Genomic DNA, 21,330 nt, shown 5'->3' with positions numbered 1-21,330 from the left:
GATTGGATTTTAAAGGTGTGAATGCAATTCTCTCAATTCAATCCTCCCCTCATTCCTTCATTGAATCATTCAGTCATTCAATCATTCTTTCATTCAATCACTCTCCCCCAATCATTTCTCTTCCAACAGGCGCTGGATTTTCTTTTTCACCTTCGAAGCGTTCGGCTTGGTAAAGGAATAAAAATAATCAACCACTTTACCATTTTTGTCGATGAGGTATTTATGGAAATTCCACTTGGGTGTAGAACTCAGATTGCCATTCAGCTTTTTATCGCTCAAAAACTTGAACAAAGGATGCGCATGGCTCCCTCTTACCATAATTTTTTCGAAAATCGGAAACTGAACGCCATAGTTGACTTCGCAAAACTCGCCAATGGCGCTGCCGTCTAGCGGTTCTTGCTTCCCGAAATCGTTTGATGGAAAACCCAAAACCTCAAAGCCTTTGTCTTGGTAGGCTTCACGCAGTTCTTGGAGTTCTTTAAGCTGTGGCGTAAAGCCGCAACCCGAAGCGGTGTTAACCACCATCAATACTTTTCCTTTATAATCTGCTAATGTTTTTTCGGTCCCATTTAGCAGCTTCACTTTAAATGGGTATATGGTTTGGTCAGGATTCATGGATTTAATTTTGGTAATAGCCCGAGCTGACAATAATCGACTCAATATCCCGGTCTACCGAAGCATCGTAGGTACTTTTTAGATTATGGCCAACCACTCTTGCGATCAACTGATAAGAAAACGCCGCAAAGCCCCCTTTAGTTTGCTTCACAATGTCGAAAGTGGTACGCCCCACTTCGCGGTCAATCAGTTTGGTGAGGATCTGTCCCTGGGTAATCGTCAGTTCCTTGATTTCGGTATTGAACATCCGCTTAATTTCGGCATCGCATTCTTTAACCAATCGTTTCTGCTCCTTTTTGTCGGCAACTGTAGCCAAATCGCGTTCCAGTTGCTCGTAGCGGCGCTTGGCAAACAGGGCATAAGGCATTACTTTTAAAACGTTGTATTTTAACCGGTTGTAGGCTGCTTGGTCGGCCGCCGACTTCCAAATGCGCTGGCCATAAATTACTACTTCCTGCAGGCCAATCCAAGGTATCATGTAGCCGTTATCGTTGGTAGCCGCTACGCGGATGGTGTCGTTTTTACCCAATTTTGGCCAAATTGGAGGCGTTCCTGCTTCCTGGGCCTTCACGGCCGTGCCAAGAAACATGACAATAATCAGAATAAAAAGACGTGAATATTTCATAAATTTATGCCTAGTACAAAGTTAAAGCTAATTTTATATATTCGTTTCAACGATAATCGAATATAATCTTTTATAGCTTAAAATACGATAATTTTACCTAGAAAATACAAATGAAGAACACTTTAGTAATTGATTTAGAGGCAGAAAAACAGGAAATCCTCAAGCGGTATCGTGCCCTTTTGCGTGCTTCGAAATCAACTTTACAAAAGGGCGACAAGAAAGAAATACGCAAGGCATTTGAAATGGCCCTCGACAGCCATAAAGACATGCGCCGCAAATCTGGCGAGCCTTACATCTACCACCCTATTGCCGTGGCGCAGATTGCCGCCGAAGAAATCGGGCTGGGCACTACTTCCATTGTATGTGCGTTGCTACACGATGTGGTGGAAGATACCGACATTACCCTCGACGATATTGAGCGCGAGTTTGGCAAAAAAACCGCCAAGATTATTGATGGACTGACTAAAATATCTGGTGTTTTCGACTACAACAGCTCCTTGCAGGCCGAAAATTTCAGGAAAATGCTGCTTACCCTGGCCGACGATGTAAGGGTGATTTTGATCAAGCTGGCCGACCGCCTGCATAACATGCGCACGATGGATTTTATGCCAAGGCACAAACAGCTGAAAATTGCCTCGGAAACCATTTACCTCTACGCCCCCCTGGCCCATCGCTTGGGTTTATACGCCATTAAATCGGAGCTGGAAGACCTCTCCATGAAATATTTGGAGCCAGACACCTATAAATTTATTGCCACCCAGCTGAACGAGAAAAAGGCCGAAAGGAACTCGTTCATCAAGGCTTTCGTAGAACCGATCAACGAAATTTTGGCCGAACAAGGCTTGGTGGCCAATGTTTACGGCCGACCAAAATCTATCCATTCCATTTGGAACAAGATGAAGAAGAAAAACATTCCTTTTGAGGAGGTGTACGACCTTTTTGCCATCAGGATTATTTTGGATAGTCCGCCTGAACGCGAAAAAGCAGATTGCTGGAAAGCCTATTCGATTGTAACCGACCTCTACAGGCCAAATCCAGACCGCCTGCGCGACTGGGTATCATCGCCAAAAGGCAATGGCTACGAATCGCTGCACACCACGGTAATGGGGCCAAAAGGCCAATGGGTTGAGGTACAAATCCGTACCCAGCGCATGAACGAAATTGCCGAAAAAGGCTTTGCCGCGCACTGGAAATACAAAGAATCGACCAACGACAACGGACTTGACCAATGGATCCAAAAAGTAAGGGAAATGCTGAGCAATCCGGAGGCCAATGCCCTCGATTTCTTGGACGATTTCAAGATGAATTTGTTCTCCGACGAGATTTTCATCTTTACGCCAAAAGGTGCCTTGCTGCAATTGCCATTAGGTGCTACAGCCCTCGATTTTGCCTTCGAAATCCACACCGATGTGGGCGCCAAATGTATCGGTGCCAAGGTAAACCATAAGCTGGTGCCTCTTTCGCACAAACTGCAAAACGGCGACCAGGTAGAAATCATCACCTCGGGCAAACAGGTACCGAAAGAAGACTGGCTCAATATCGTAGTAACGGCCAAAGCCAAGTCTAAAATCAAGTCGTCGCTGAAAGAAGAAAAGCGCAAAGTTGCCGAGGCGGGCAAGGAAATTTTAGAGCGGAAACTGAAATCGCTAAAGATTACCTACAATACCGACAACCTGAACAAGCTGACCTATTTTTTCAAGCTGCAATCGACCCAAGACCTGTTTATTGGCGTGGCCAATGGCAAAATAGAGCTTAAAGACCTGAAAGAATATTTAAGCAGCGAGAAGGAGATCGAAAACAGAGGCAATGATTTCAAAACTGATGGCCGTCAGGTAGAAGCCCTGCTGAACAAGGTAAAAGGACCAGAATCGGATATTTTACTGATTGGCGAAGACCTCCAAAAGATAGATTATACCTTAGCCGCCTGCTGCAACCCTATTCCTGGCGACGATGTTTTTGGCTTTGTAACCGTTAATGAGGGCATCAAAATACACCGCACCAATTGTCCGAATGCAGCACAGCTGATGGCCAATTATGGCTATCGCATTGTAAAAGCCAAATGGAACGGACAAAAAGAACTGACCTTCTTAACCGGTTTACACATTGTGGGAATTGACGACGTAGGTTTGATCAATAACATTACCAAGGTAATTTCCAACGATTTTAAAGTGAACATGCGTTCGATTACGGTAGATACCAACGATGGTATTTTCGATGGTTCGATTATGGTTTTTGTAAACGATACCGATCATTTAGACAACCTGATCAAAAACCTGCTGGAAGTAAAAGGCGTAACCGGCGTAACGAGGTTTGATGCTTAGAGGAGGCGGAAGGCTGAAGGCGCGAGGGTGAAAGGCGAAAGACTAAAGACCAAAGCTGAAAGGCTCAAGAAATCACAATTCCCCTCAACGGAGGGGTGCCCGAAAGGCGGGGTGGCTCATGCAGAAGGCGGAAGGCATCAAGGCAGAGGGAGAAAGGTAAAAGACTAAAGACCAGAGCTGAAATCTCGAAAAACCCAATTCCCCTCAACGGAGGGGTGCACGAAGGGTGGGGTGGCTCATGGAGAAGGTGGAAGGAATCAAGGTAGAGGGCGAAAGGCAAAAGACTAAAGACCAAAGCTGAAAGGCTCGAAAAACCTCAATTCCCCTCAATGGAGGGGTGCCCGAAGGGCGGGGTGGTTCATGGAGAAGGCGGAAGGCATGAAGGTAGAGGGAGAAAGGTGAAAGACTAAAGACCAAAGCTGAAAGGCTCGAAAAATCCAATTCCCCTCAACGGAGGGATGCCCAAAGGGCGGGGTGGTTAATTGAACAATTTTAAATACGCCTAATTACAACCCTCAAACATTGCAACCTTCAAACATTACAACATTCCAACAATCAAAGCAATAAACAATTAACTACCAGAATATAACTACAGTGTAATCATCTTTAAAATAATCGGCGATTCACTTTAATGTCTGTAATCATTTCTATACCTTTGGGAGGAGTTTAAAACTATGTCTGCACAGAATACCAACGAGTTGGTGAGAAAAATCTTCGAAGCCTACCTCGAAAACAAAAACTTGAGAAAAACCCCCGAGCGTTTTGCCATTTTAGAAGAAATCTATTCTAGAAATGACCATTTCGATGTAGAAACGCTCTATATCCACATGAAAAACCAAAAGTACCGCGTAAGCCGGGCTACGGTTTACAATACCTTAGAGCTTTTGGTATCTTGCGATTTGGTAACCAAACACCAGTTTGGCAAAAACATGGCGCAATTCGAAAAGTCGTATGGCTACCACCAGCACGACCACGTTATCTGCATCGATTGTGGCAAAGTGGTAGAATTCTGCGATCCACGCATCCACCAAATCCAAACCATGGTAGGCGATTTGTTGAAATTCGACATCAAGCACCATTCTTTGAACCTTTACGGGGTTTGTTTCGATTGTAGCGCAGCCGCTGCCATCAAGGCCAACCATACGCAAAAACAACACGCTAACTAATTATCCAATTTTATAATCTTTCTATTCTTTAATTTAAAATAATGACGCAAGTAGACGTACTACTAGGCCTGCAATGGGGCGACGAGGGCAAGGGAAAAATTGTTGATGTTTTAAGTCCACAATATGATTTGATAGCCCGTTTTCAAGGCGGTCCAAATGCTGGTCACACGTTAGAGTTCGATGGTAAAAAATTTGTACTCAACACCATTCCATCTGGTATTTTTAACGAAAAAACCATGAACCTGATCGGCAATGGCGTAGTAATCGATCCTATTATTTTAAAAAGAGAATTAGACAACCTTAAAAAAGCTGGCCACGACCCGGTTGCCGCCGGCAAATTGGTATTGGCGCGCAAGGCACACCTCATTTTGCCTACGCACCAGTTATTGGATGCCGCCAACGAACAAAAAATGGGTGCTGGCAAAATCGGTTCAACCCTAAAAGGAATTGGCCCAACTTACATGGATAAAACCGGCCGTAACGGCTTGCGCGTAGGCGATACCACCTTGCCTGACTTTGCTGCCCGTTATGCCAAATTGGTTGAAAAACATAAAGAAATCCTTTCGCACTACGAGTTCGAATATGACCTGACCGAAAAGGAAGCCGCTTTCTTTGAAGCCATCGAATTTATCAAAACCATTCCACACGTAGACAGCGAACATTTTGTAAACGACTACCTCAAAGCAGGCAAAAAAGTATTGGCCGAAGGTGCACAAGGCACTTTGCTCGACGTAGATTTTGGTTCTTATCCTTTCGTAACCTCATCAAACACCACAACGGCTGGCGCTTGTACCGGTTTAGGTATTGCACCTAATAAAGTGGGCGATGTTTATGGTATTTTCAAAGCTTACTGCACCCGTGTAGGCGGCGGTCCCTTCCCTACCGAACTGGATAACGAAGTAGGCGAAACCCTACGCCAGGTAGGCCATGAGTTTGGCGCCACCACAGGCCGTGCACGTCGTTGTGGCTGGATCGACCTTCCTGCCTTAAAATATGCCATCATGCTGAACGGCGTTACCGAACTCATCATGATGAAAGCCGATGTTCTAGACGGCTTCGATACGATTTATGCCTGTACGCACTACGAATACAACGGCGAAACGATCGACTATATGCCATACGACATCATTTCTATCCAGCCAAAACCAGTTTTAACGGCAATAGAGGGATGGAAAACAGACATGACCAAGATTACGTCTATCGACCAAATTCCAAGCCAGCTGAACGCTTATATCGCCTTCTTGGAAAAAGAACTGGAAGTGCCTATTAAATTCCTTTCAGTTGGGCCAGACCGGACACAGACTTTAACTTTAAGATAATAGGAATTATCAATTGGCAAATCCCTTCGAATGATAATTTGAAGGGATTTTTTTTTTAAGAAAAAAATGACACGGCAAAGTTTTCGAAAATTAAGGGCTAGTTTGGCTTTTTACGACTGGAAATCTATTTGGCGTATTGTTTTTCTCATGTTTTTCTTGGTCTTGGCGCTCGCCTTTTTCTTTAATTTTGGCTATTTAAAAATGCAATGGCTTGGCCGAGGTTTAAAAGAGGAGGCCAACGGCTTGGTTATCTCTAGACAGATAAACCATGGCATGAACCAAACATTAACCGGAACCAACCAAACCATCAATAGCGTCAAATTTGTTTACCAATACCAGTTCAATCATTTCACAAAAATTGATTCCTGCGAACTAACCTACTCGTTGTGGAATGCCAAGGCGCTCCAGAAATTGGCTCATAGCACATTACCCGTTCGAGTTGTCATTAAGCACAATCATGACGCTTCAAAAAGTTTGCTTTGGTTACCATAAAAAAGCCTCGAGAAATTCCCGAGGCTTTTTTGTTGGCTTGGTTTACTCATGTTGACAACACATACAATTCCCCTCTTTTAGAGGGGTGGTCGCAGACCGGGGTGTTGGGTAGTTTAACTTTAAAAGTTTAAATAATTTAAAGTATTACCACCCCGCCTTTCAGGCACCCCTCCAAGGGAGGGGAATTTGAACACCTTAGTTGGTGGGGCCAACAACCGAATTAATTCTGAAACAAATCTCTTCCGGCTATTTTCTTGTACTTTCGCTGGAAAAACTCGTCAACCTCGACATTGAATTTATCAACGCTTCTCAATACCAAAAACCCATGGCCAGAGTTGGGCGAAATCCATAAGTTCGAATTCGGAATAGACTTGGCAATCAGCAAGGTATGCGCTACCTTGATCACATCCTGATCGCCAGCCATCACTAATGTTGGGCACTGTATTTTGGCTAGTGATGCGGGTTTAATTTGAGGCTGTGTCAGCAACAAATTAAAATGCCTCAACAACACGGTACGCGCTATCGATGGCTTTTGCTTGTCGTAATATTTTTTGATGCCATCAAAATATTTCAACACAAATGGCTCGACGCTATTGGTATCGGGCCAAAGGTTGGCGCCTGTAATAGCCAGTTTCTTTACTTTTTCGGGATGACGCATGGCCAGCAACAAGCCGTTGATGCCTCCGTCGCTCCAGCCCAATACAAAGGCCGAATCGATCTTTAAATGGCTAAGCAAAGCGGCATAGTCATCGCTCATCTGCTCGTACGACAAGGAATCAACCATGTTCAACGTATCCAAAGTCTTGCCATGGTCGCGACTATCGGCCACAATGACCTTGTATTTTTTGGCAAAATAAGGTATCTGCTTGCTAAAATCGCCTATTGAGCCACTATTGCCATGGATAATGAGCAAAGGCTTTCCTTCGCCATAAGTCTCGTAATACATGTTCATGCCTCGTATTTTAGCGTAATTGCCCGCTGCTTTGTTATCGCCATAAGCGATTTTAGAGGGATCGGCCTTGGGGTTAGTTTGCGCATGCAATGATAGGGCAAACAAGAAAAGGATGAAGGTTGATACAATTCGTTTCATAAGGCTGTTTTATTTAAGAATAGAAATTCAAGCTAGTTATAAGGTAGACGGCGCCAATTTGGATTTGGTTGCAAGCCCATCCTCCTTTTATTTTAAAATATCCTGATAAAACTAGTCCACAACAAGATAGAACATACTTTGTGCTTACGCCAATCTTATTTTACAATTTTGTTCGCATTTAATACCTTTACGGCGAAAATGAACGAGGACGAAATTATCCTATTTAAGCAAAAGGCCAAGCAATGGGCCATGAATTTCGATGTTTGCTGCTACCTGGATTCCAATCAATATACCGATCCTTATGCACAATACGACTGTCTCATCGCCATCGGACAACAACATCAATTAAAGGCCAATGCCGGTACCGCTTTTGCCCAACTCCGTTCATTTTACGAGCAACATCGCGATTGGCTGTTTGGCTTGTTTGGCTACGAGCTTAAAAACGAAGTGGAGCATCTAACCAGTTCGCATAGCGATGAGCTCCATTTTCCAGACCTCTATTTCTTTGTACCGCAATACTTATTGGCGATACAAGAAAATGCTGTCAAAGTACTTAAAGGCGATGCCTCCATCATCAGCGAGATTGAACAGGTGGAGCTGATTAGGCAGGATAACCCCAAACTGAATATCGAAAAACGATTTGATCGCGAAACCTATATCCAAACGGTGGAGGCTTTGCAGGCACACATTAAGCGTGGCGATATTTACGAGGTTAATTTTTGTCAGGAGTTTTTTGCGCGAAACGCTTCAATTGATCCCTTGGCGGTTTACGAAGCCCTCAACGTCCTTTCGCCTACCCCATTTTCTGGATTTTTCAAGCTTAACGAACACTATATTTTATCGGCCACCCCAGAACGTTTTCTTTGCAAAAGAGGCAACAAACTGATTTCGCAGCCCATTAAAGGCACGGCCAAAAGAAGCACTGATCCGATAGCCGACGAACAGATCAAAGTCGCATTGAAATCGAGCATTAAAGAACAGGCGGAAAATGTGATGATTGTAGACCTGGTGCGTAACGACTTGACCAGAAATGCCGTTAAGGGAAGCGTAAAAGTAGAAGAGCTTTTCGGCATCTACACCTTTCCGCAGGTACACCAAATGATTTCGACCATTAGCTGTGAGCTTGATCCGGATATCCATTGGGTTGATGCCATTAAAAACACCTTTCCGATGGGCTCGATGACCGGTGCGCCGAAAATCAAGGCCATGGAACTGATTGACCAATACGAAAAAAGCAAAAGGGGGGCTTTCTCAGGCTCTTTTGGCTGTATTAGTCCTAATGGCGATTTCGATTTTAATGTGATCATCAGAAGCATCTTGTACAACGAAAACACGCAATACCTTTCTTTTCAGGTCGGCGGAGCCATTACCTATGCGGCCAATGCAGCCGACGAATATGAAGAATGCCTGCTTAAAGCTTCGGCAATCATGAAGGTGTTGGGTGGGTAGCGTACAGCGTATTGAGTAGAGCGTATTGCGATGAGCGTTCTCTGGCAAAATAAGCTAACCATTAAGGAATTAAGTTAAGGTGACGTAGAGCGTATTGAGTATAGCGTAATCTGAGTGTTGCAGATAGCTGATGCTTTGAGAAAAAAGCCTAATAGGGTTGTCTCTACTTTTATTCTTTACGCTTAAAACTGCAAAAAATAAAATTTTGCACGGTATTGAACGGCGTAATATGATCTTCCATCCTACAACTTAGCTTATCGAAATAAGGCTCAAACTGCAATGCCAAAGTTTGCTCGTTGTACTGCCTAATTTCCAATCCGCTACACTTGGTTGGGCCGTTGGTAGAAAAAGTACCAACAGCCAAAAAACCACTTGCCGCTTGCTGGGCAACATCAAGATATGCAGACAGTTGTGTGGGCGTGGTCAAAAAATGAAAAGCTGCCCTATCGTGCCAAATATCATAAGTCTGATGGGGTTTAAATGCAGTGACATCGCTTACCAGCCATTTTACTTTTTCAGCCTGCTTACCTAGACGCCTTTTTGCCCTTTCGAGAGCCTTTTCGGAAATATCGAGTACGGTAATATCTTCATAGCCTTGTTCCAATAAACAATCAACCAAACGGCTATCACCACCTCCAATATCGATAATGCTGGCGTTTTTACCTAATCCAAACGAACTGATGAGGTCTAACGAAGTCTGGGGCACCTCCTGCGTCCAGCTTACCTGTTCAGGGCTTTTTGTTTCGTATACGGTTTCCCAGTGGTTTTTGTTTGTTGTGTTATCCATGCTATGATCTAAAAAAGGTGCAAAGTCGTTACAAATCCTATCAATCTTTATACCGTCCGCCTTCACCCTACCTCTATTTGGCAATTTCTATTTTGAGTATCGAATTAAACTGTTCGCCATAACTTGACCGCCCACGATAAGTTACCCTTACTTTTTGGCCGTTATAGATCACGTCGTTATGGGTCTGCGAGAAAGAATTAAACTTGCCTAAAAGGGCATCGCCATAAGCCAGTTGAACGCTATCAACCGAAAAGCTCTCTATCGTTTCTCCTGCCCCTCCTTTTGCGCTTCTGTAGCTTCGCTGAAAATCGGCGACAACTCCTTCGACCACGTCGGCTGCCTGAAGCTCTTTTGCAAGCGCAGCTTCCGAACTATCGGCATAAACAAAGGTGGATAAGCAATACATGACCACACCCAATATAAAAAATGTTCCAGCTCCCAATAAGGATAATGATTTATTGGCGTCGTTCTTCATCAATTTCTTAATAAGAAGCCAACAAATTCCTCCAATTACAGCAATTACAAACCAAATCATATTCGATTTGACGGCATAAGAAGGGGCTTCCGAAATTGACCAATAAGTATAGTATTCCATGGCATTAGCTAAACGTTGGCAACAAATATGCTATTTTTATCGCTAATCCGATTGTCATCAATAGCCCTAAAAAACAAAAGGTGTAAAGTTAATCGAACCTCACACCTTTTGCCTTTATGTTGTTGCCTCAACCCTACTTCCCTTTGTAATATTTCATGGCTTCTGGCAAATCTCTTTGTATTTGTGCAATACGGCTCTCGTCGGTTGGGTGCGTGCTTAAAAAAACCGGTGGCTTGCTTCCGCTCTTGCTGGCTGCAGCCATTCTTTGCCAAAAAGCTATTGCATTTTGCGGGTTATAGCCTGCCATGGCCATAAACGAAAGGCCCATTTTATCGGCTTCCAACTCTTGCTTACGCGAGTTAGGCAAAATATACAAGCCTTGTGCACCAATGCCATACAATTGGTTAACCACGGCTTGCGTAGTTTCCGATTTGTTGCCGGTAGCCACGCCAACTGCTGCGCCACCCACCTGTGCCGCCATCATTTGCGAGGCGCGCTCGGCCGAGTGCTGCGCAATGGCATGCGCAATTTCATGGCCCATAACGGTAGCCAAACCGGCATCGTCTTTGGTAATAGGCAAAATACCCGTATAAACCGCAACCTTACCGCCTGGCATACACCAAGCATTGATTTCCGAGCTTTGGATCAGGTTAAACTCCCACTTGTAGTTTTTGATTTGATCGCCAAAACCATTATCGTTCATGTATTTGGTTACCGCAGCGGCGATATTGGCTCCAATACGCTTAATTCTTTGCGTTTCTGCCGAGTTGTTTGCAACCACTTTTGTGCTCGGGTCGCTTAACAGCTGGGCATAACCAATGGCGGCCTGTTGCTGCAGCTGGCTATCGTCTACCAAACTCAACCTGCTTCTGCCCGTTAAAGGAACTGTTGTACAACCGGCAATTGCCAACATCCCTGTTGCCAAGCCCAAAATCGCTAATTTTTTCATCTATTTAATCTGTATTCAGTGTATTTGTCTAACTGTTTTTAGTTTTGTTTCTAACCGTTTCTCCTAACAAATAAAGGAGATAATAGTTTCTGCAAAGGTGCGTTAAGCCTGCTTTTTCTTGAACAGGTAAACCTTCGATTCCTTGCCCTTAAGCAGTCTTTCGAGGTTTTTTTGGTGGGTAACCAAAATCAGGATGCAGACACAGATCCCGTAAAGCACTTCCGATTTGATTGAAGAATGAAAAACAAACACAATCCCAATCGGGAAAGTGAAGCCCGCACATATCGAACTCAGGGAAACGTATTTGCTCACCAGCAGCACCACCACAAAAACCAGAACGCACAGCATTGCAGCCTGAAAGTTTACAGCTAAAACCATTCCAAAAAGCGTAGCTACGCCCTTGCCACCTCTAAAACCTGCAAAAACAGGGAATAGATGGCCCATAACGGCTATAACGCCCAGCGCCAATTGATAATTGACAAACTGTGTAGAGTTATGCGGTCCGGTAACCGAAAGCCCTATAAAATGGGCAAGTTGGGTGGCCGTGTAGCCTTTAAAAATATCGATGAGCATTACAGCGATACCAGCCTTTTTGCCCAAAACCCTAAAAGTGTTGGTGGCTCCGGCATTGCCGCTTCCGTATTCGCGCACGTCGACGCCATAAAAGGCCTGCCCCAGCCAAACCGCTGTTGGGATAGATCCTAAAAGATAGGCAGCAATTAGCGCTGATATGGAATAGATCGAAATCATGACCTACAATTATACTAAAAAATTCAGATTCACGTCGGCAGAATTTGGTCTTAGCACGCTTTTAAACTCAGGTCCAGGCTTTTTACCGAATGGGTTAAGGCACCCATCGAGATGTAATCGACACCACAAGCGGCATAATCGGCCACATTGGCCTCCACGATACCGCCCGATGCTTCGGTAATGAAACGACCATCGATCAGCTGTACGGCCTCCTTGAGCAGTGCCGGTTCAAAATTATCGAGCATAATGCGGTTCACCTTGCCAGTTGCCAATACCTGTTGCAGTTCATCGAGGTTTCTCACCTCTATTTCGATGTCTAGTTGTTTATGGTTTTGGGCCAGGTAGCTGTTTGCCGCCTCAATGGCATTGGCAATGCCGCCCGCATAGTCGACATGGTTGTCTTTGATCAGGATCATATCGTACAAACCGATGCGGTGATTTACCCCACCACCGATTTTTACGGCCCATTTTTCTAAATAGCGGAGGCCCGGCGTGGTTTTGCGCGTATCTAAAATCTGGGTTTTATAAGGTTTTAACAGCGTTACAATGCGATGGGTTTTGGTTGCAATGCCACTCATGCGCTGCATACAGTTGAGCACCAGGCGCTCGGCCAGCAAAATCGCATGCGTACTTCCGGCTACTACAAAAGCAATATCGCCTACCTTAACCGCAGCGCCATCTTTTAAAAAGACTTCGACCTGCAAGGCAGGATCAATTTGATGGAAGATTTCGAGCGCAAGCTCAACGCCGGCCAATACGCCGTCTTCCTTAACAATTAACTGGGCTTTTCCCTGCGTACCTGCAGGTATGGTAGAAAGTGAGGTATGATCTCCATCGCCAACATCTTCGGCAATGGCATTTTTGATAAATAAATCAACTAATTGCTTATCCAAAACTTTTTTTATTGCAAAATTAGCAATTTTTGGCTGAAATGCTACTCTTTATCCGGCTCTATCCTTAACTCGGTGATTAAGAAATTATTAGCCGGTTTCTTGAGGCTCATGGTAATGGTTACCCTGAACTTGCCGTTTTTGGTGCCCAGCGAAAGAATGCCCAGGCGGTAATTGGGATAATTGCTCAAGCGGTGGATAATGGAAACACGATTGGGTGGATTCTTGACAAAAAAATCTTTCAGTATCTGTTCGGCCTGTGCTTTGTTGTATACATCTTCCTGGTCGATAATGATTAGTTCTACGGACGCTGCGAAACTCTTGGCAATTTCTTTAGAGTTTCCGGCCTTGAAATTATTGGATAAATCGTCAACAATATCGGCCTGAAATGCCTTATCCGTGGGAAAATGCAACAGCAACAGCAAAAACGCAAGTAAAGGTTTCATCATGTGTGATATCAAACTGCAAAATTACAAGCCAAAATTATGCCATTAATTAAATCACAAAGTGCAAAAACTTTCATTTAAAGGCATCATTAGGCTTATATTTGTAAATAATAAACAGATCAGTAAACAACTAATGCCGCAAATATTGTTGTTTAAACATATAATTTCAAATAATGAAAGCAAAAAAAGTAGTACTTCTTATCCTTGATGGCTGGGGCTATGGAAAAAAAGACAAATCAGATGCCGCCTATGCCGCCAACACTCCGTTTTTCGATTCTGCGCTCCAAACCTACCCCAATTCAAAACTAGAAGCTTCTGGCGAAGCCGTTGGCCTGCCTGCCGGACAAATGGGCAATTCTGAAGTGGGCCATATGAACTTGGGTGCCGGAAGAGTGGTTTACCAGGAACTGGGGCGCATCAACAAGGCCATTAGCGACAGAACGCTGCACAACAACGAAGTACTGGTTAATGCTTTCGATTATGCCAAGACGCAAAACAAGGCTGTACACTTTATCGGACTCGTTTCGGATGGGGGCGTGCACGCACACATCAACCACCTGAAGGCTTTGTGCGATGCTGCCAACGAAAAAGGCCTGAAAGATGTTTTTGTACATGCTTTCTTAGATGGCAGGGATACCGACCCCAATTCGGGATTGGGTTTTATCTCCAGCCTCGATGCGCACCTTAAAACCTCTACCGGCAAAATTGCCAGCCTCATTGGCCGTTATTATGCCATGGATAGGGATAACCGCTGGGAAAGGGTGAAACAAGCCTACGATCTGATGGTAAATGGCCTTGGCGAAAAAACCACGAATGCCGAAGAAGCCATCAAAAAATCGTACGAAAACAACATTACCGACGAATTTGTAAAGCCAATCGTGGTAACCCAAGCCGATGGCAGTCCGACAGCTACCATTAAGCCCGGCGATGTAGTGATCTGCTTCAACTACCGAACCGACCGTGGCCGCGAAATTACACTGGCCCTGAGTCAAAAGGATTTCCCAGACTTTGGCATGCACAAGCTGCCTTTGTACTATGTAACCATGACCACCTACGACGAAAGCTTTGCCGATGTTAAAGTTGTGTTTACCAAAGACGACCTTTCCAATACTTTGGGCGAGGTCTTGGCCGCCAACCACAAAAACCAGATCCGCATTGCCGAAACAGAGAAATATCCGCACGTGACCTTCTTCTTTTCGGGTGGCAGGGAAAAAGAATTCGACAACGAAAAACGCATTTTGATTCCGTCGCCAAAAGTGGCCACTTACGATCTGCAACCAGAAATGAGCGCTGCTGGCATTACCGAGGCCATTACCAAGGAACTGGCTACCGGATGGGCGGATTTTGTATGCCTAAACTTTGCCAATCCCGATATGGTTGGCCATACCGGCGTTTTCGACGCCGTAGTTAAAGCCGTAGAAACAGCCGATGCCTGCGCCGCCAAGGTGGTAGAAGTAGGCAAAGCCAATGGCTATTCGTTCATCATTCTGGCCGACCATGGCAATTCTGAGTTCATGATCAATTCCGACGGCTCGGTCAATACCGCCCATACCACCAACCTGGTGCCTTGCATTTTGATAGATGAAGACTACCACAGCATTGCCGATGGCAAATTGGGCGACGTGGCCCCTACCATCCTTAAAATGATGGGCATTGCCATTCCCGAAGTAATGACTGGCAATTGTTTGGTATAATGAAGAAGCTGTTTTTGTTTGGTTTGGCACTCGCTTTGGCTTCCTGCACGTTGAAAGAGCAGGAAAACAAGAATGCCAAAACCTATTTCGACCTGGAAAGCTATTTTAAGAAAGAGGCACTTCGTTTGCAAAAGGCCAATCCTGTGGTTAACAAAACAGTGATGGTGAATGGCAAAAGCGAAACCCATAAAGTAAAAATTGCCGATTGGGAAAAAGAGTTTGATCTTTTTATCCAAGCCGACATCAACAAGGCCGCTTGGCGTGGTGCCTTTAGCGCTAACACGGCCAACGGCATGAGCACCTATACCAGCCAAAGTGCCAAAGTACCTGTCAAAAAACTCGAAGTGAGTTTTAAAGGCAACAAGGTAAGTGCCATCAGGATCTTGGTGAGCAACACCAACGACCTTTACAAGTCTAACGACAGCCTCAGCTATTACCCTGATAGCCTTTACCAAATTAAAAAGGTACAGCAAATCAGGCTCAGAGCCGAGAAGAAATATGAGATTACTGGAAAGTTCAACTAAAAAAGGCCCCGAAAATTTCGGGGCCTTTTCCATATCTTTCGCCAGTTTTTATTTCAGGCTAACAATCTGCGCCTTTACATAATCAACCAAAGAAATAATGTCTTTTCTGAACGGCTGTACGGTCAGTACTTTCTGAAAATCGTTAATGGCATTGTTAAATTGGGCCACGCAAGCTGCTTTTTCAGGTGCCTTTTTAATTTTGTAGGATTTGAATATCGCATAATCCTTATAAGCAATACCCCTATTTTGCAGGAGTTGCGGATCGTCTTCGCCATTGATTTCGATGGCCTTTGTAAAATCCTTGATGGCGGTTTGGTAAAAGCTTTCGCGCATGCTGTTGAGCGTTTCTTTAGGTGCATTGGCAATGTTCAGCCTTGCTTTGCCGCGGTAGTAGTAAGAAGAATAATCGTTCGGCTTCAAGGTAATCAGACGGCTATAAGCATCCGTTGCTTTTTCATAATCTCCGCACTGGAAATAAGAATAGCTCAGCATTTTTAGCACGCTCGAATTGCTGTCGTTGTTTTCTACTTTCTCCAGCTGGGCAATGGCGGTCTTGAAATCACTCTTCATAAAAGCCTGTCGGCCCATGTTTTCGTAATTGCCTTGCGCAAAAGCAGTCGAAACCCCTGTAAGTACAAAAAATAAAAAAAACGTTTTTTTAAAGTAAGTCATTAAGCGTTGTGGTTTAGGTTAAAATTACAAATCCCCTCTCAAAAAAAGAGCATTCGTTCCATGGGTAAAGCAATAGGGGGCAATTAAACACAAAATTATATCATTTGCAAATATTAAGGTAAACGCTAAATTAGTCGAAATATGATTAAGTCTTCTATTTTTTTTAATGCTGACTTTTTAACAGGCAATCGGGTCGTTTGGCTTTTTGGCACAAGAGTTGAAAATATAGCCTGTAACATAAAATTAATATTTTTTTAACGGCATGCTGTCACTTTGTCGTTTCACTATAGTTAAAGGCCTTACTTAATGAGCAAACAAGATCAATTCGATTTTAGTCAAGCACTACCCATCATAAACGAAGACACAGAGTTCTTTCCGTTGATGTCTCAACAAGACGAAGACGACATGAACAATGAAGAAACGCCAGAAATCCTGCCTATCCTGCCCCTCCGGAACACCGTTTTGTTTCCGGGCGTGGTTATTCCGATTACGGTTGGCCGCGATAAATCCATCAAGCTGATTAAAGAGGCCTACAAAGGCGACAAGATCATTGGCGTGGTTTCGCAACGCGATGTTTCGATAGAAGACCCTACTTTTGAGCAGCTGAACAGCGTGGGCACCGTGGCGCAGATCATCAAAATGCTGCAGATGCCCGATGGCAATACCACGGTAATCATCCAAGGCAAGCAACGCTTCCAGTTGGTTGAAGAAGTGCAGTCTGAACCTTACATCAAGGTTATTATTGCAAAATTTGCCGAAACCAAGCATAAAGCCGACAAGGAATTCAAAACTTTGGTGGCTTCCATCAAGGAAATGTCGTCGCAGATTATCCAACTGTCGCCCAACATTCCGAGCGAGGCCGGCATTGCCCTTAAAAACATAGAAAGCACTTCTTTCTTGATCAACTTCATCTCTTCGAACATGAATGCAGATGTGGCCGACAAGCAGAAAATGCTCGAAATGGGCAATTTGCGCAAGCGTGCCGAGATGGTAATGGAGCTGCTGACCACCGAACTGCAGATGCTGGAGCTGAAAAACCAGATCCAATCCAAAGTACGTACCGACCTGGACAAGCAACAACGCGATTATTTCCTGAACCAGCAACTGAAAACCATTCAGGAAGAATTGGGTGGCAACTCTTCAGATTTGGAGTACGAAGCCTTGCAAGCCCGTGGCAAGAAAAAGAAATGGGCCAAAACCGTCGCCGAGCACTTCGACAAGGAGTTGGAAAAACTGGGTCGCATGAACCCTGCCGCGCCAGATTATTCGATCCAGATGAATTATTTGGAGCTTTTGCTCGACCTGCCTTGGAACGACTTTACCAAAGATAATTTCGACCTGAAACGCGCCCAACGCATTTTAGACAAAGACCATTTTGGCTTGGAGAAAGTGAAACAGCGCATTGTTGAATATCTGGCCGTGCTTAAGCTGAAAAGAGATATGAAAGCGCCTATCCTGTGCTTGGTTGGCCCTCCGGGAGTGGGTAAAACTTCTCTAGGCAAATCGATAGCCAAGGCGCTTAACCGCAAATATGTACGCATGGCACTTGGCGGCGTAAGAGATGAAGCCGAAATCCGCGGCCACCGCAAAACCTATATCGGCGCTATGCCGGGCCGCATTATCCAGTCTATCAAAAAAGCTGGTGCCTCAAACCCGGTTTTCGTGCTGGACGAAATCGATAAGGTTGGTTCTGATTTTAGGGGCGATCCTTCTTCGGCCCTGCTCGAAGTACTGGATCCTGAGCAAAACAATGCCTTTAACGATCATTACGTAGAAACCGACTATGATCTTTCCAACGTTTTGTTTATCGCTACGGCCAACTCGCTCAGCTCTATACAGCCTGCCCTGCTCGACCGTATGGAAATTATCGAGGTAAACGGCTATACCATTGAAGAAAAAATAGAAATTGCCAAGAAATACCTGTTGCCAAAGCAAAAAGAACTGCACGGCTTGAACAGCAAAGACATTACGCTTAAAAATTCGCTGATAGAAAAAGTAATCGAAGACTATACCCGCGAAAGTGGCGTACGTGGCCTCGAAAAGAAAATAGGTTCCTTGGTGCGTGGCATTGCTACTAAAATTGCCATGGAAGAAAGCTACGATCCAGCCCTGCACTTGGCAGATATAGAACGCATTTTGGGTGCCCCGATTTACGACAAAGACCTTTACGAAGGCAACGAAGTGGCGGGTGTGGTAACCGGATTGGCCTGGACACAAGTGGGTGGCGACATCCTCTTTATCGAAGCCAGTTTAAGTCCGGGTAAAGGCAAATTAACCCTAACCGGCAACCTGGGCGATGTGATGAAGGAATCTGCCATTATTGCCATGGCTTACCTCAGGGCGCATGCCCAATTGTTCGGCATCGAAAACGAGCTTTTCGACCAGTACGACGTACACGTACACGTTCCAGCAGGTGCTACGCCTAAAGATGGTCCATCGGCAGGTATTACCATGCTTACGGCCCTTACCTCGGCGTTTACCCAGCGTAAAGTCAAACCGAATCTGGCCATGACCGGCGAGATTACGCTTCGTGGCAAAGTATTGCCTGTTGGCGGTATCAAAGAAAAGATCTTGGCAGCCAAAAGGGCGAACATCAAGGAAATTATCCTTTGCCAATCGAACCGCAAAGATATTTTAGAGATTAAGGAAGACTACATTAAAGACCTTAAATTTCATTATGTTAGCGAAATGAAAGAGGTTATTGAAATTGCATTGACCAAAGACAAGGTCAAAAATGCACAGGATTTAACCGTAAAGAAAAACGTTTCCAGCAATCCCAACTAAATGAAATCAAAGTTTTTTTTGGCTTTAACCCTGCTCGTTATTGGTGGCCTAAGCAGTTTTGCGCAATCTTACAGCAACGAGTTCGGCTTTAAAAGCGACAACGACGCCTACCTTTTTTATGGCCAGGACCGCTATTATACCAACGGACTGTTTATTTATTTTCGCCATGCTACCGATCAGCAAAAATTGGGCAGCAAACTCGAAAAGCTGACTTACGAAATCAGTGCAGGGCAAAAAATGTACAACCCTATTTCGGGCTACAGGCCAGATCCGGCTACGCAAGACCGCCCTTTTGCGGGCTATTTGTATGCCGGTGGCAATGTAAACCTATTTTACAAGAACGAAAGCGTATTAAAGGCTGGCTTGGAAGTGGGAACTGTTGGGCCTAATGCACTCGGCAAAGATGCCCAGGAGCTGCTGCATAAAATTGTAGGGTTTTACGAAATCGACGGTTGGCAGTATCAGATCAAAAACGAAATGGCGGTTAACCTTTCGGCACAATACACCCAACTGTTGCACCGCGCAGCCGATAAGGCCACCGATTTCTCTGTGGAAGGCTATGCCAATGTTGGCACAACCTTTAGTGGTGCGGGTGCCGGAGTTTTATTTAGGGCTGGCAGGATAAACCAACTGTTCAATTCGGCTTATACCAATTCGGTAATCGGCAACAAAGGCAAAACCGAAAAGCTGACCAAGCACGAATTGTTCTTTTATGCCAAACCACAGCTCAACTTTGTGGCCTACGATGCTACGGTACAAGGCAGTATGTTTAACCACGATAGTCCGGTTACATTTGGCGTAAAACGCTTTGTTTTTGCGCAGCAGCTGGGTTTTAACTACAGCTCGCCACGTTTTACATTCGATTTTGGCCTGTTGTTCAAATCAAAGGAAATCAAAAGCAGTGCAAAGGCCCATCAGTACGGCACCATTTCGATGTTCTATCGTTTTGGCAAATCGGGCGCTTAAAACATTAACGACATTCGCTTATAGCAAAAAGGGGCAATTAAAAATTGCCCCTTTTCTATGTTACGACTTTTTAAAAGCCGATTAGTTCTGAACTTTTACTTCGCGTGTTTGGATGTAGGTTGTGATATAGCTCTTTACTTCTGCTTTTTTGGTGGCATCGGCAACGAGTTCATACAACGGAATTAATCCACCTTCTGAAGAAACGCCAATAAACCTTGCTTTTTCTTCGGTAGCGCTGTTGAGCCACTCGGTGGTATTAATAACCGATTTATTGTTGATTTTGATTACTTTCAGCTTAGACTGATCGCCACCAAAGGCATCATAGTAAATTTTGGCTCCTGTATTGGCGTTCAAAGCTTTCAAATCCATCGGATCCAATTCGCCTGTACCAAGTCCGAAAATGTTTTTCATGGCATACCTTAAACCAGCAGCGCTTATTTTCTTTCTATCGGTTTTAGGGGCTTCTGCCTGATAAACCACGTTGATTTTAGCGCCCAGGTCAATTTTGATCAATACGTGAGTACCATATTTTTTAACCAGGTCGGCCGCGCTCAAGGTGTTTACATCTTGCGCAAAAGCAGTGCTCAGGTAGCTGGTGTACAGACTATTGGCACCATCGGTTATGCTTAATCGTGCACGTACCGCAATTTGAGAATAATAGCCGTAAACATATTTGCCGTCGAAGCTATTCGCACCTGGAAAAGCGGCACTGATGGTATTGCCAAAAGCCTTTAAGCCGTTGGTTTGGTCTACCTTGTTAGATAGTTGCGCCGCCAAATCTGCTGCATTTTCTCCGCTAAAGTTTACCCAATAACCAGTTGTCGATTTGTTTGGATTAAACCTACCAGGATTGGCCGAAACATAAGCAGCGACGTTGATTACTGCCGGCCTAACCGAATGAACATCATTGTACTGGTCGGTTACGTCATAACCATACCCCAAAAGATTGTAGGTAGCATCGCCTTGCTGGGTCTGGTCGTTTAGCAATTGGCCATCGGTAATGGCAACCGCAATGTCGGGCGAGAATTTTTCTTCTTCAGGTTTAGTGATTTGGTCCGTGTTTTTTTTGCACGAGGCAAGCGTGGCAAGTACTGCCAGGGCTAGGATTGTTTTTTTCATGTGTGTGTTTTATTTGTGTGTACTCACCTTTGGCAATTTTAATGCCATTCGTGCCTAAAAAGCGGATTTTCGCTTCG

20 protein-coding genes are annotated in these 21,330 nt (G+C 44.5%); 9 read left to right on the top strand and 11 right to left on the bottom strand.

The window, feature by feature from the left end; genetic code table 11:
• Window positions 1-111 precede the first annotated feature (111 nt).
• Window positions 112-615: a glutathione peroxidase gene (locus VRU48_RS00235; RefSeq protein ID WP_330105923.1), complete on the bottom strand. Its 504-nt coding sequence runs from the start codon at window positions 613-615 to the stop codon at window positions 112-114.
• Between the two features lie 4 nt (window positions 616-619).
• The gene (locus tag VRU48_RS00230; RefSeq protein ID WP_330105922.1) at window positions 620-1,240 is read right to left on the bottom strand and encodes a DUF4294 domain-containing protein; all 621 of its coding nucleotides are present in this window, start codon (window positions 1,238-1,240) and stop codon (window positions 620-622) included.
• A gap of 110 nt (window positions 1,241-1,350) precedes the next feature.
• Between VRU48_RS00230 and VRU48_RS00225 the strand changes: the two genes are divergently transcribed.
• The 4 genes from VRU48_RS00225 to VRU48_RS00210 all read left to right on the top strand — a co-directional run bounded on the left by VRU48_RS00225 (window position 1,351) and on the right by VRU48_RS00210 (window position 6,538).
• A complete protein-coding gene (locus tag VRU48_RS00225) occupies window positions 1,351-3,561 on the top strand; it encodes a RelA/SpoT family protein (protein ID WP_330105921.1) in 2,211 nt (736 codons plus the stop codon).
• A gap of 674 nt (window positions 3,562-4,235) precedes the next feature.
• Window positions 4,236-4,727 (top strand): Fur family transcriptional regulator, encoded by a 492-nt coding sequence (locus VRU48_RS00220; RefSeq protein WP_330105920.1) that lies wholly within the window; start codon window positions 4,236-4,238, stop codon window positions 4,725-4,727.
• Window positions 4,728-4,768: 41 nt separating this feature from the next.
• Complete coding sequence (locus VRU48_RS00215) at window positions 4,769-6,046, top strand: adenylosuccinate synthase (RefSeq protein ID WP_330105919.1); 1,278 nt, start codon at window positions 4,769-4,771, stop codon at window positions 6,044-6,046.
• 102 nt (window positions 6,047-6,148) lie between these two features.
• A complete protein-coding gene (locus VRU48_RS00210) occupies window positions 6,149-6,538 on the top strand; it encodes a hypothetical protein (protein WP_330105918.1) in 390 nt (129 codons plus the stop codon).
• A gap of 220 nt (window positions 6,539-6,758) precedes the next feature.
• Here the strand turns inward: VRU48_RS00210 and VRU48_RS00205 are convergent, their stop codons facing one another.
• Window positions 6,759-7,628, bottom strand: a complete 870-nt coding sequence (locus VRU48_RS00205; protein WP_330105917.1) for an alpha/beta fold hydrolase — start codon at window positions 7,626-7,628, stop codon at window positions 6,759-6,761.
• A gap of 198 nt (window positions 7,629-7,826) precedes the next feature.
• Here VRU48_RS00205 and VRU48_RS00200 point away from each other — a divergent pair, with 198 nt between their 5' ends.
• The gene (locus tag VRU48_RS00200; RefSeq protein ID WP_330105916.1) at window positions 7,827-9,077 is read left to right on the top strand and encodes an anthranilate synthase component I family protein; all 1,251 of its coding nucleotides are present in this window, start codon (window positions 7,827-7,829) and stop codon (window positions 9,075-9,077) included.
• Window positions 9,078-9,246: 169 nt separating this feature from the next.
• Here VRU48_RS00200 and VRU48_RS00195 read toward each other — a convergent pair whose 3' ends face one another.
• The 6 genes from VRU48_RS00195 to VRU48_RS00170 all read right to left on the bottom strand — a co-directional run bounded on the left by VRU48_RS00195 (window position 9,247) and on the right by VRU48_RS00170 (window position 13,497).
• Window positions 9,247-9,864, bottom strand: a complete 618-nt coding sequence (locus VRU48_RS00195; RefSeq protein WP_330105915.1) for a class I SAM-dependent methyltransferase — start codon at window positions 9,862-9,864, stop codon at window positions 9,247-9,249.
• 73 nt (window positions 9,865-9,937) lie between these two features.
• Complete coding sequence (locus tag VRU48_RS00190) at window positions 9,938-10,459, bottom strand: hypothetical protein (RefSeq protein ID WP_330105914.1); 522 nt, start codon at window positions 10,457-10,459, stop codon at window positions 9,938-9,940.
• Window positions 10,460-10,592: 133 nt separating this feature from the next.
• The gene (locus VRU48_RS00185; protein ID WP_330105913.1) at window positions 10,593-11,408 is read right to left on the bottom strand and encodes a M48 family metallopeptidase; all 816 of its coding nucleotides are present in this window, start codon (window positions 11,406-11,408) and stop codon (window positions 10,593-10,595) included.
• A 102-nt stretch (window positions 11,409-11,510) separates the two neighbouring features.
• Window positions 11,511-12,158: a glycerol-3-phosphate 1-O-acyltransferase PlsY gene (gene plsY / locus VRU48_RS00180; RefSeq protein WP_199136406.1), complete on the bottom strand. Its 648-nt coding sequence runs from the start codon at window positions 12,156-12,158 to the stop codon at window positions 11,511-11,513.
• A gap of 50 nt (window positions 12,159-12,208) precedes the next feature.
• Window positions 12,209-13,051 (bottom strand): carboxylating nicotinate-nucleotide diphosphorylase, encoded by an 843-nt coding sequence (nadC, locus tag VRU48_RS00175; protein ID WP_330105912.1) that lies wholly within the window; start codon window positions 13,049-13,051, stop codon window positions 12,209-12,211.
• 41 nt (window positions 13,052-13,092) lie between these two features.
• The gene (locus VRU48_RS00170) at window positions 13,093-13,497 is read right to left on the bottom strand and encodes a DUF4783 domain-containing protein (protein ID WP_330105911.1); all 405 of its coding nucleotides are present in this window, start codon (window positions 13,495-13,497) and stop codon (window positions 13,093-13,095) included.
• A 170-nt stretch (window positions 13,498-13,667) separates the two neighbouring features.
• Here VRU48_RS00170 and gpmI point away from each other — a divergent pair, with 170 nt between their 5' ends.
• Window positions 13,668-15,188 carry a 2,3-bisphosphoglycerate-independent phosphoglycerate mutase gene (gpmI, locus tag VRU48_RS00165; protein ID WP_330105910.1) on the top strand — a complete coding sequence of 507 codons (1,521 nt, stop codon included), beginning with the start codon at window positions 13,668-13,670 and terminating at the stop codon, window positions 15,186-15,188.
• Window positions 15,188-15,712, top strand: a complete 525-nt coding sequence (locus VRU48_RS00160) for a hypothetical protein (RefSeq protein WP_330105909.1) — start codon at window positions 15,188-15,190, stop codon at window positions 15,710-15,712. Before gpmI ends, VRU48_RS00160 begins: the two co-directional genes overlap by 1 nt.
• Window positions 15,713-15,760: 48 nt before the next feature.
• Here the strand turns inward: VRU48_RS00160 and VRU48_RS00155 are convergent, their stop codons facing one another.
• Entirely contained in the window at window positions 15,761-16,384 is a 624-nt protein-coding gene (locus VRU48_RS00155) for a tetratricopeptide repeat protein (RefSeq protein ID WP_330105908.1), read from the bottom strand.
• Window positions 16,385-16,690: 306 nt separating this feature from the next.
• On the opposite strand from VRU48_RS00155, the gene lon reads away from it, so the two are divergent.
• Window positions 16,691-19,168, top strand: a complete 2,478-nt coding sequence (gene lon / locus VRU48_RS00150; RefSeq protein ID WP_330105907.1) for an endopeptidase La — start codon at window positions 16,691-16,693, stop codon at window positions 19,166-19,168.
• Window positions 19,169-20,134 carry a lipid A deacylase LpxR family protein gene (locus VRU48_RS00145; RefSeq protein ID WP_330105906.1) on the top strand — a complete coding sequence of 322 codons (966 nt, stop codon included), beginning with the start codon at window positions 19,169-19,171 and terminating at the stop codon, window positions 20,132-20,134. It abuts the gene before it with no gap.
• 81 nt (window positions 20,135-20,215) lie between these two features.
• Here VRU48_RS00145 and VRU48_RS00140 read toward each other — a convergent pair whose 3' ends face one another.
• A complete protein-coding gene (locus tag VRU48_RS00140; protein WP_330105905.1) occupies window positions 20,216-21,253 on the bottom strand; it encodes an MAC/perforin domain-containing protein in 1,038 nt (345 codons plus the stop codon).
• Window positions 21,254-21,330: the final 77 nt, after the last annotated feature.

The organism is Pedobacter albus, from assembly GCF_036324255.1.
Lineage (GTDB): Bacteria > Bacteroidota > Bacteroidia > Sphingobacteriales > Sphingobacteriaceae > Pedobacter > Pedobacter albus.
This window is presented reverse-complemented; position numbering and strand designations above follow the sequence as displayed.